Annotated in this window: 7 protein-coding genes and 1 pseudogene; 4 read left to right on the forward strand and 4 right to left on the reverse strand. The window is 54.8% G+C overall.

Features of this window, described 5'->3' with window-relative positions; genetic code table 11:
- The first annotated feature begins 53 nt into the window (after window positions 1-53).
- Entirely contained in the window at window positions 54-1,205 is a 1,152-nt protein-coding gene (locus AC6I8K_RS19340) for a M20 family metallopeptidase (RefSeq protein ID WP_497827323.1), read from the forward strand.
- The gene (locus AC6I8K_RS19345) at window positions 1,193-2,590 is read left to right on the forward strand and encodes a YfcC family protein (protein ID WP_497827324.1); all 1,398 of its coding nucleotides are present in this window, start codon (window positions 1,193-1,195) and stop codon (window positions 2,588-2,590) included. The genes AC6I8K_RS19340 and AC6I8K_RS19345 overlap by 13 nt, the downstream gene beginning before the upstream one ends.
- Window positions 2,591-2,678: 88 nt before the next feature.
- Here AC6I8K_RS19345 and AC6I8K_RS19350 read toward each other — a convergent pair.
- Window positions 2,679-2,798 (reverse strand): annotated as a pseudogene (locus AC6I8K_RS19350) (Fic family protein); the annotation flags it as partial.
- Window positions 2,799-2,910: 112 nt separating this feature from the next.
- Here AC6I8K_RS19350 and pagP point away from each other — a divergent pair.
- Both pagP and AC6I8K_RS19360 read left to right on the forward strand, forming a co-directional pair.
- Window positions 2,911-3,468, forward strand: coding sequence for a lipid IV(A) palmitoyltransferase PagP (gene pagP, locus AC6I8K_RS19355; RefSeq protein ID WP_155726415.1), 558 nt, complete (start codon window positions 2,911-2,913; stop codon window positions 3,466-3,468).
- Window positions 3,458-4,975, forward strand: coding sequence for an alpha/beta hydrolase (locus AC6I8K_RS19360; RefSeq protein ID WP_497827325.1), 1,518 nt, complete (start codon window positions 3,458-3,460; stop codon window positions 4,973-4,975). The genes pagP and AC6I8K_RS19360 overlap by 11 nt, the downstream gene beginning before the upstream one ends.
- Here AC6I8K_RS19360 and AC6I8K_RS19365 read toward each other — a convergent pair.
- Genes AC6I8K_RS19365 through AC6I8K_RS19375 form a run of 3 tightly spaced genes read right to left on the reverse strand, consistent with a single transcriptional unit; the run spans window position 4,962 to window position 10,071 of the window.
- Window positions 4,962-5,927, reverse strand: a complete 966-nt coding sequence (locus AC6I8K_RS19365) for an acyltransferase (RefSeq protein WP_497827326.1) — start codon at window positions 5,925-5,927, stop codon at window positions 4,962-4,964. The genes AC6I8K_RS19360 and AC6I8K_RS19365 overlap by 14 nt on opposite strands.
- Window positions 5,924-8,986, reverse strand: coding sequence for an efflux RND transporter permease subunit (locus AC6I8K_RS19370; RefSeq protein WP_497827327.1), 3,063 nt, complete (start codon window positions 8,984-8,986; stop codon window positions 5,924-5,926). The genes AC6I8K_RS19365 and AC6I8K_RS19370 overlap by 4 nt, the downstream gene beginning before the upstream one ends.
- On the reverse strand, window positions 8,986-10,071 hold the full coding sequence (locus AC6I8K_RS19375) for an efflux RND transporter periplasmic adaptor subunit (protein WP_497827328.1): 1,086 nt from the start codon (window positions 10,069-10,071) through the stop codon (window positions 8,986-8,988). The genes AC6I8K_RS19370 and AC6I8K_RS19375 overlap by 1 nt, the downstream gene beginning before the upstream one ends.
- Window positions 10,072-10,765: the final 694 nt, after the last annotated feature.

Genomic DNA, 10,765 nt, shown 5'->3' on the forward strand with positions numbered 1-10,765 from the left:
CGGCAATCTTTCTGCGCATACTGGCTAAGACACTTAGACAGATGGGTAATAATATGAAAAATATAAAAGATTATTTGCAACAACATGCCGCTGAGATTCTGGGGGACATCAAACGTCTGGTGGCGGCGGAGTCGCCTTCACACGACAAAGTGGCGGTAGATCGTTGCGGTGAGGTGCTGCAAAGCCTGTTTCAGCAGCGTTTGGGCATCAGCGCCAACGTCTCGCCGCAGCAGGAATACGGCAACCATCTCAAATTCACGCTGGGTGATTCTGGTCCGCAAACCACCATCATTGGTCATTTCGATACCGTTTGGGATCATGGCGAGCTAACGCTGCGCGAAGAGGACGGTAAATTGTTTGGGCCTGGCGTGCTGGATATGAAAGCCGGGCTGGTGCAGGCGATGTGGGCGGTGCGTGCCTTACAGGCGCTGGATCAGCTGGCGGGCAAACGCATCGTCTTCCTGTGCAACAGCGATGAAGAGTTGGGTAGCCCAAGCTCCAGCGACTGGCTGGCACAACATGCGCCGGGCGCCGATCAAGTGCTGGTGGTCGAGCCGGCCGTGGCGGGCAGCGGCGCATTAAAAGTGGCACGCAAAGGCACCGGACGTTACGACATCACCATCAGCGGTCAGGCGGCACACGCGGGTAATAATCCGGAAGAGGGCGTCAGCGCGATTCAGGAGATGGCGCAGCAAATTCTGGTGCTGCATGCCTTGAATGCTCCAGAGCGCGGCACCACGGTGAATGTCGGCATTGCCAACGGCGGCGGGCGCATCAATGTGGTCGCGGACAAGGCGGAATTGGGCATTGATACGCGTGTCACCAGTGAAGAAGAGGCGCAGCGCATCGATGCTGCCATCAAACAGCTCACGCCATTTAGCGCGGGGATTGGGATCAGCGTCAGCGGTGGGCAGAAACGTCCGCCGATGCGCCAAACGCCTGCTTCACTGCTGCTGCTTAAACATGCACAGCAGGTGGGGCTGGCGTTAGGTTTCGCGCTGGAAGGAAAATCAGTCGGCGGCGGCAGCGACGGTAACTTTACCGCTGCGCTGGGATTACCGACGCTGGATGGGCTCGGCGCCACCGGCTCGGGCATTCACGCCCGTCACGAACACATCATTATTGCGGACATCGTCCCGCGCGCCGCGTTAGTCGCAGGCATGATCCTCACTGATGCTGAGGAGGCAACGCCATGTCGCAGTTAAACGTTCAACACGTCAGCCGCGCCGCGCCAGTGCAGGAGAGCGGACAAAGCCCGTATATGCTGCTGTTCATCATTTTAGTGCTGGCAGCGGTCGCAACCTGGCTGATTCCGGCGGGCGTGTTCGATTTTGTCACGCGCGACGGCATCAAATTCGCGGTGAAGGACAGCCTGCATGCGGTGCCGCAAAGCGGGGTTTATCCGCTGGAGATTTTCACCGCCATCGCTAAAGGGATGGTGAAATCTGCGCCGATCATCTTTCTAATCCTGTTTACCGGCGGTGTGCTGGCAGTGGTTGAAGAGACGGGGGCGATTGCCACTGCATTGAATTCGCTATCACGCAGCACGCGGCTCAGCGATACACGCATGGTACTGATTTTCGGCACTATCTTTGCTTTACTCGGTACAACCGGCGTGGTGGTGAATGCGGTGGTGGCGTTTGTGCCGATTGGCCTGCTGGTGGCGCGATCGATGGGATTGCCGCCGATTCTCGGTGCGTCACTGGTTTACCTCACCTGCGCGGCTGGCTTTAACGTGGCGATTCTCAACCCAGCAACCACCGGTTTGACGCAGCATCTGGCGCAACTGCCGCTGTTCTCCGGCATGCTGCTGCGCGGCATTACCTGCCTGTTATTTGTGGTTAGCGCCGTGGCTTACTTGATGTGGTCAATTCGTCGCGCGCGTCAGGATGGCTATTTGCGCCCAAAGCAGGCGCAAGGCAGCGAACAGGCGGCAATAGTCACCGGTCGTCATAAGCTGATTTTGAGCACGGTCGCGCTGTCGCTGCTGCTGTTTATCAGCGGCGCGGTGAAGTTCCACTGGGGCACCAGTGAGATGTCAGCGATGTTTATTCTGCTCTCCATCGCGGTGGGATTGATGGGGCGCATGACAGGTTCGGATATCGCTAATACCTTCCTCGGCGGCTGTTCCAAGCTGGTGAAAGGCGCGTTTATCGTCGGCATGGCGGCTTCCATTTCGCTGGTGCTGCAACAGGGCAATGTGCTGGATCCGATTGTTGGATTCCTGTCAGATCTGCTCGCACCGATTCCGCCAACGGCGGCAGCAATTGGCATGTTTGTCAGCGCCGCCTTGATGCATTTCGGCATCTCATCCGGTTCCGGCGAATCGGCACTGCTGATCCCAATCTTCTCTCCGCTCGGCGATAACCTCGGTTTGACCCGTCAGGTGATGGTGCAGACGGTGCTGCTCGGCGAAGGCATCGTCAACTGCATGAGCCCAACCTCCGGCGTGTTGATGGCAGTGCTGGCTACCGCGAACGTATCCTTTGGCAAATGGCTGCGTTTCGTCGCGCCAGTCATCGCCGTGTGGTTTGTTATCTGCGTGGTGATGCTACTGATTGGCGTGGCGATTAATTGGGGACCGTTCTGATAACACATGAGGAAGCCTGAAAGGGGCTTCCTCGCAACTTCGCATAGTAATGATCTAAATTTCTGATCTACGGGTTCAAATCTTGTCATCACCGCGTGTTCATATACAACTTCTCGCGCCCGAAACTCAATACTTCAAGCACACCGATCTCAACGAGTTGCTTAAGATAAGCAGATCCCGTCTGACGTTTTGCCATCCCGCGTTCAACCTCGAATTATTTAGGGTATATAATCTAACCGGTTAAGTGGCTTGATCTGCCCGTTGAGCACATCAGCTTTTCCACTCCCTATTCGTGGCGGTGAATTTCAGAGGCATACATTATGCGAACACTTCAGGTGGCCTGGTCTCTTATTCTTGTCCTGTTTATTTTCCCCGCCACAGCGGCTAACTCGCTCAGCGACGGCTGGGAATGGCTCAAGCAGGACGTTTCTCAAACCTGGCAAGAACCGCAATATTACGATCTCTATCTGCCTTTCATCAGCTGGCATGCCCGTTTCGCCTACGATAAAGATAAAACCGATAACTACAATGAAACGCCGTGGGGCGGCGGATTGGGCGTATCGCGCATTAATGAAGACGGTAACTGGAGCGCGCTCTATGCGATGGCGTTCAAAGATTCGCATAACGAATGGCAGCCGATCATGGGTTATGGCTGGGAGAAAGGCTGGTATCTGGATCAACAGCGCGATTTTCGTCTCGGGCTCGGACTCACTGCCGGGATTACCGCACGTGATGACTTCGCCAATTACGTACCGCTGCCCATTGTGCTGCCGCTGTTCTCCGCCGGTTATAAACGCCTCAACGTGCAGTTCACCTATATTCCTGGCACTTACAACAACGGTAACGTGCTGTTCGCCTGGTTGCGCTATGCCTTCTGATTCCGCTAACGCGTTACACAAAGATCGCATCAGCAAAGTCCTTAAGCGCGTCGCGCTGGGTTTGCTGGTTTTACTGGTGATGTTCCTGGTGATCCGCGGTTACCAATCTGAACAGGGGCCGCCACTCCATCGCTGGCATACCTGGTCAGCAGATGAAATGTCCGTGGATGAGGTCGATCGCGCCAGTTTCGCAGATTATCTGACGCGCGAAGCGGCGATTTTCCGCGACATGAAAGTCAGCGTGACCGATCAACTCAGTGACGATGAGAAAACGGCACTGAACCGCTTCAACGCACAGAGCCCGGTTTATCCGGCGCGATTTGATACTGACTGGAACCGCTCTTATATCCTCCAGCCAGAAGGAAAAGTGATAGGCGCGGTAGTATTGCTGCATGGATTAACCGATTCGCCCTATAGCATGCGCTATCTGGCGCAGGCATATCAGCAAAAGGGTTTTGTGGCGGTGGTGCCGCGATTGCCGGGGCACGGCACGGCGCCCGGTTCGCTCACCAACGTTGACTGGCAAATGTGGATGGCGGCAACGCGTTTAGCGGTGCGCGAAGCCACGCACCTCGCGGGAACCAACGTGCCTTTGCATCTGGTTGGTTATTCGAATGGCGGCGCACTGGCGGTGAAATACAGCCTCGATACGTTGCAGAATAACGCGCTGCGCAAGCCGCAACAGCTGGTATTGCTGTCGCCGATGATTGGCGTTACTGCCTATGCGCGCTTTGCCGGTTTAGCTGGCTGGCCCGCTATCATTCCAGGCTTCGCCAAAGCGGCGTGGCTGAGCATCATCCCGGAATACAATCCCTTTAAGTACAACTCGTTTCCGGTGCGCGCGGCGCGTCAATCGTGGCTGTTAACGCAGGCGATGCAGGATCAGCTGCTGCATGTGATACGCAGCGGCACCCTGCAGGCGTTTCCCCCCGTGTTGACCTTCCAATCGGTACTGGATTCGACCGTTAGCACCCGCGCGGTGGTGAATGGGTTCTATCGCTATTTACCGGATAACGGCAGTGAACTGGTCATGTTTGATGTTAACCAGGCCGCGAATTTACGCGCACTCTTCAGGCCCACACTCTATTCAGCGGTGAACAGTTTATTGCCGCCTGCGCCGCGTCGCTACGCATCAACGGTGATCACCAACGCATCCCCCACGACCTATCAAACCGTAGCGCGTACAACACCGGCCGACCAGACACAAGAGATCGTGCGTTCGATGCATGAAGCCTGGCCGCTGGATACCTATTCGTTATCGCATATTGCCGTGCCGTTCCCGCTCAGCGACTCGCTGTATGGCCGCGTGCCAACGGAAAAGAATCGTTATGGCATCAGCTTTGGCACTATCTCGCTGCGCGGTGAAACCGCCAGCCTGATCGTTGGGTTGGATACGCTAATGCGCAACACCTCCAATCCGTTTTTTGATTACATGATGCTGCAAATAAAAGGGCGCATTGACTGCAGCAGTCAGGCTGAAATCGCGACATGCCTCAAAGCGTTATGACCTTTTTCAGCCAACCGCTGGCGAGGATCAGCTTTGACAGCAGCACCGAGGCGGCAAACGTCACGGCAATCAGCGTCAACTTAGTGGCCAGTGACGTGATTGGAATCAGCGCGGTGAGCAGATGGAAAACCGAGTAGTGAAGAATATACACCCCGGTCATGGTTTTGCTGATGGTTGCCAGTATGGTCTCTTTGACGGCGGCATTGCGGCGGAAGCGTACCTGGCTGGCCGCGATCACCAGCACCACCACCAGCAGATAGATCTGCGAGCCGGTGAGAATAAAGGCGTTACGATCGGCTTTGAACAGGGCAAAGAAGAAGTGCTGCTCATAAAACCAGGTAAACAGGTAGATAAAGGGCAGGGCGATCACCGCGCCGCGCGCCACTTTTTTACGCTCCATCCAGTCGGCGATCGCGGGGTCGCACAGTAGCTGGCCGGTTAAGTAAAACAGCAGCCAGGTCCAGAGCCGATACTGCGGCTCAAGGCGGAACAGCGGATCGTCCGGATGCAGCACCGCCAGCAAATCGTAGCCATACGAGAAGGCCAGCAGCGCAAACACCAGTGCGCAGAACGCGCGCCGATGCTGGCTGAGCCAGATCATCAGCGGGTGAAAGCTGTAGATGATAATGAACGAGAAGACAAACCACGGCTGAATCAGGTAGCCGCGCTGATAGGGTTCCCACAGGTAATAGACCGTCATCCAGAACAGAAACACGATCACCAGATTGCGAATCTTGCCCATCTGCCAGTTTACATCCTGCTCGGAACGGGCATCCATAATCCCGGCGACGACAAAAAACAGCGGCGTGGCGATGGTGGAGATAAAGGTCAGAAACGCCAGAATCCAGTGGTAATCATAATCGTAGCGATCCCAGGTGTTATACACGGTGAAAAATGTCACCGCCGTCATACATCCCAGCGTTTTAATCACATTGAGGCCGGTCACATTCATGAGGCGATCGCCACCTGCTGGCGGTGGAAGCAGGCGTAAATCACCGGCAGCACCAGCAGTGTTAGCACAGTAGCAAAGCCTAAACCAAACATGATCACCACCGCCATGCTCTGGAAGAAAACATCTCGCAGCAGCGGCGCCAGCCCGAGCACGGTGGTAAAGGCGGTCAGCAGAATAGGGCGCAGACGCGAGGTGGCGGCGTAGATGATCGCTTCAGCCTGTGGCTTCAACCGTTTCTGTTGCTCAATCTCCTCGACCAGCACAATACCGTTGCGGATCAGCATGCCACTTAGGCTCAGCAGGCCGATAAGTGCCATAAAGCCAAACGGAATGCCGGTGATTAAAAAGCCCGGCGTCACGCCAATCAATGCCAGCGGTACCGTCAGCCAGATAGCGACAGCGTTCTTAAGCGAACTGAACATCAGTACGGTGATGACGAACATCACCAGATAACCCAGCGGCAGCGAGGTAAATACGCCTTGCTGCGCTTCACTGGAGCTTTCGGCATCGCCACCCCACTCAATGCTGTAGCCGTGCGGCAACGGGATCTGGTCAATCTGCGGTTTAACGCGCGCCAGAATATCACCGGACGTGTCATTACTGAGGGGATTGGGATCGGTCTGCACGGTGAGAACACGGCTGCGATCGCGGCGCAGAATCAGCGGATCTTCCCATTGCAGCGTAAAGCCGCTCACCACGTTGCTGAGCGGAATGTACTGCTGTTGGCTCTGGCTCCACACCAGTACGTTATTAAGATGATTGGCATCCTGCCGCTCGCTGGCGGGGGGACGCACGATAACCGGCAGCAGATCAGCGCCTTCACGGTACAGTCCAACGCGGCTACCTGTGAAATTCATCTCCAGCGCGTTATCCACATCCTGCTTATCCACGCCCAATTCACGTCCCAGTGCCAGATTGTATTGTGGGCGGATCACTTTGCTGCGGTTTTGCCAATCATTACGCACGCTGTCGGTAGCGGCATCGGCGGTCAGGATGTCGCCCACCTGGCTGGCAATCAGGCGCATTCTGTCGGGATCGGGGCCTTTGATACGCACTTCAATTGCGCTGCCCCCTGAAGGGCCAAACATCACCCGTTTAGTACTGGCGTTAACCTGCGGATACTGGCGCGCAATATAGGCATCAATACGGTGTGAAAGCGCGGCGATATTGCGTTGGTCGTCCATACGCACCATGATCTGCGCATAGTTGCTGTACTGGCGTTGCCCGTTATAGGTGAGAATAAAACGCATGCTGCCCTGACCGATGGTGGTGACCGTTGAAACGACCCCTTTTTGCCCGGTGATCGATTTTTCAATATCGCTGGCCATCTGCTCGGTGGCATTGATGTCGGTGCCATACGGCAGCCAGAGATCGACAAAGAAGATGGGCGTATTCGCGGACGGGAAAAAGTTTTGCCGCACCGAACCAAAGCCCCAAATTGCCAGCGCTAGCAGCACCGCCATCAGTGAAAGCGTGAGGGTTTTTTGCCTGAGTAACACGTTCAGTGTGCGCTGATAAAGGCGATAAAAACCGCCGTCGTAAGGTGAAACGTCGGCCGCAGCCTTGGCGGGTGCCTGAGTTTTAAATAGCCACCATTTAATCAACACCGGCGTAATCGTCAGTGCCGAGAACCAGCTCAGCAGCAGGGAAATCAGCAGCACCTGGAACAGCGATTTGCAGTACTCGCCGGTGGAATCCTGCGATAAACCAATCGGCGCAAACGCCAGAATGGCGATGATCGTCGCGCCCAATAGCGGAAAGGCGGTACGGCGAATCACAAAATTGATGGTGGTCATCAGCGGCGAATTTTGCTGGCGCGCGATAAGCACGCCTTCGACAATCACAATCGCATTATCCACCAGCATGCTAAGCGCGATAATCAGCGCGCCCAGCGAAATGCGCTGCAATTCGATGCCGCACAGATACATGATCAGCAGCGTGCCCAGCACATTAAGCGCCAGCGACAGCGCAATAATAATGCCGCTGCGCACACCCATAAAAATCAACAGCACGCCAACGACAATCGCCAGCGCCATCAGGAAGTTAGCAATAAATCCATTCACGGAGTGCGCGACTTCCGCCGCCTGATCGTAAAACACGTTGATCTGAATGCCCGCCGGTTTTTCAGCCGACATTTGCTGCAGTTTGGCCTCCAGCGCGTGCCCGACATCAATCACATTCACGCCGGGAATAAACGAAATCCCCATGGTGACGGCCTGACGTCCGCTGGCATGGTAAATGCTGGAGGGCGATTCGCTCAGCCCGCGCGATAGCGTAGCGATATCGCGCAAGCGAGTCGTGGCGTGATCGCCCGGCGGACTGACCAGCAGATCACTCAACTCCTCGATGTTTTGAAACTCGCCGGTCGGATGCAAACGGATCGCTTCCGTCCCGGCTTTGATGTCGCCCGCATTAGAGACCACATTGAGGCGGCTCAGTACGCTGGCGAGTTGCGGCAGCGTAATGCCGCGCGCAGCCATCATCGTCAGGGAAACATCGATATTGATCTGCTGCGGGATCACGCCGCCCAGCGCGACTTTTCCCACGCCCGGCACCAGCACCAGTTCACGACGCAGCTGTTCTGCGTATTGCACCAGTTCCGGGTTGCTGAAGTTGTCGCCAGAAATGGCGAAGAAGAAACCAAACACATCGCCAAAATCATCATTGACGAAAGGTGCCGCCACGCCGGGAGGAAAGAAACGCGCCGCGTCGCCCACTCTGCGCCGCAGTTCATCCCAGATTTGCGGTAGTTGATTGGAGTGGTAACGCGAATCAATGTTCACTGTAATCTGTGACAGACCGTTGGAAGAGATAGAGCTGACATTATCCAGATAGGGCAATTGCTGCAGCGCATTTTCCAGTGGCAGGGTGACTTCCTCTTCAACCTGTTGCGCGGAGGCGCCGGGATAGTGCGTGACAACTATCGCTGTCTTAATGGTAAAAGCCGGATCTTCGAGACGACCAATATTGAGCAAGGCGAAAATGCCGCCGACGCCCAGTAACAGCATCGCCAGCCAGACGCGGACCGGATTATCGATAAACTGCCGAGAGATATCCATTACAGCCCCCGCTCACGGGTCCAGATACGCACCGGCTGTTGGGCATGCAACTCATTGACGCCTGCGGCGACCACGCGGTCACCTGCCTGCAACCCGGCGGTAATCACCACGCCACGATCGGTGACTTCACCCACGCTGACTTTGCGATCCTCTAATGTCAGCTGGTCGCCGCTGCCTTGCACCACCCAAACATGCGGTTCATTGCGCTGGCGGTTATCGGGATTGAATACCGCTTCCACCGGCACCACCAACGATTCACGATTTACGTTGGCGGGAAGATTGGCGAGGTTGATCGTCACCGTGCCACTGACGCCGCCCACCGCCGGGAAGTCCGCCGGACGTGGCATGGTGAGAATGATCTGCCAGGTCAGCGAATGCGTGTTGCTGCTCCCGGTGTGCTCTTTGTATTCGGCCTGGAATTCGCGCTCCGGCATGCTGTTAATGCGCACCACCGGGCGATAAGCCAGATTGCGCATATCCAGTGCGGTAAACAGATTTTCCGGCACGCTAAACACCACATCGAGTAAGTCGTTGCGGGTCAGGGTGGCGATAGTTTGCCCGGCGGCGACCACCTGATGATTGCGCACGTTGACGACCGCGGCTACACCGCTGAATGGCGCTGTCAGCGTCATTTGGCTTAACTCTTCCCGGGCGATTTGCAAAGCGGCATTGGCTGCATCGCGGTTGGCGCGCTGTACATCCATTTCTGCCTGCGAGATCGCCTGTCGCCCAGACAGCGTCTGGAATCGGGCAAATTGCCGTTGGGCAAGCGTGGCCGCAGTCTGGCGTTCATTGACGCGCTGCTGTGCTTCGCGTGCGGTGAGCCTGGCGATAAGCTGACCCTGCTCGATGCGGTTGCCCTGGCGAATATCCAGCGTTTCGATCTGTCCTCCCCGTTTGAATGACAAATCGGTGGAGTCACCGGATTCAATCCGTGCCGGGAAGATGCGTTGTTGAGATTCACCGGAAGCCACCACCTCAACGACTTTAACCATGCGCGGCGGCGGGGGAACTTCCTGTTTTTTTTGATCGCAACCGGTTGTTATAAAAATAACAATGGCAACCAGAGTGAAATAACGAGTCACTGTTTTATCCTCAGCAACAACGGTTTAATCGTTGACGTTATTATTAGTGGCGAATTTATCTGCCAAGCATAGAAACCACCGCAAAGGTGAACAGTCCTACGGCAGAGCAAGTGATGATCGCAAAGATGACATAAAGACTTAGTCGGAGCAGGCTATAACCATACATCGTTGCCTCCATTAACCATGAGCGCAGAATAACCACGCCATCGCCCTAAAAGGTGAGAAGTATTAACAAGATGTTTTGTCATCGATGAGCATAGACTCAGATGTCAAAAAAAGTAAAGGTGTGTAGCTTGTAATATTTTTAATGAAATAATCATTATTTAATGCTGTAAAAATCTACTTTATTGGATATATAAACCATCATGTCGGCATTATATGCTGATCAGGATCAACATTAATATCCGCATTAAATTATCCATCTTTATGAATCGCCACTCTTTTTATAAATTATTAGCAGGGTCGGATTAGTCTGATGAGAGAGGCGTGTTCAGCTTCAAACGTTTTATTGCGAGATGAATGCGATGAATATCCCTGTGCTACGTTTATAACGTTAATTTTTCAAAATAATATCTTTTTTATAGAGAAAATAGGGCAGTTACTCTGCAACTCAGCAGGCATTAATGACATATATTTCAAACAGAAACGGACCATTGCTCAAAACGAGCACGTCAGGTCTGTTCTTTTCGTTCAA

The sequence above is a fragment of the Pantoea sp. X-Soil-ISGK-421 genome (genome assembly GCF_059730785.1).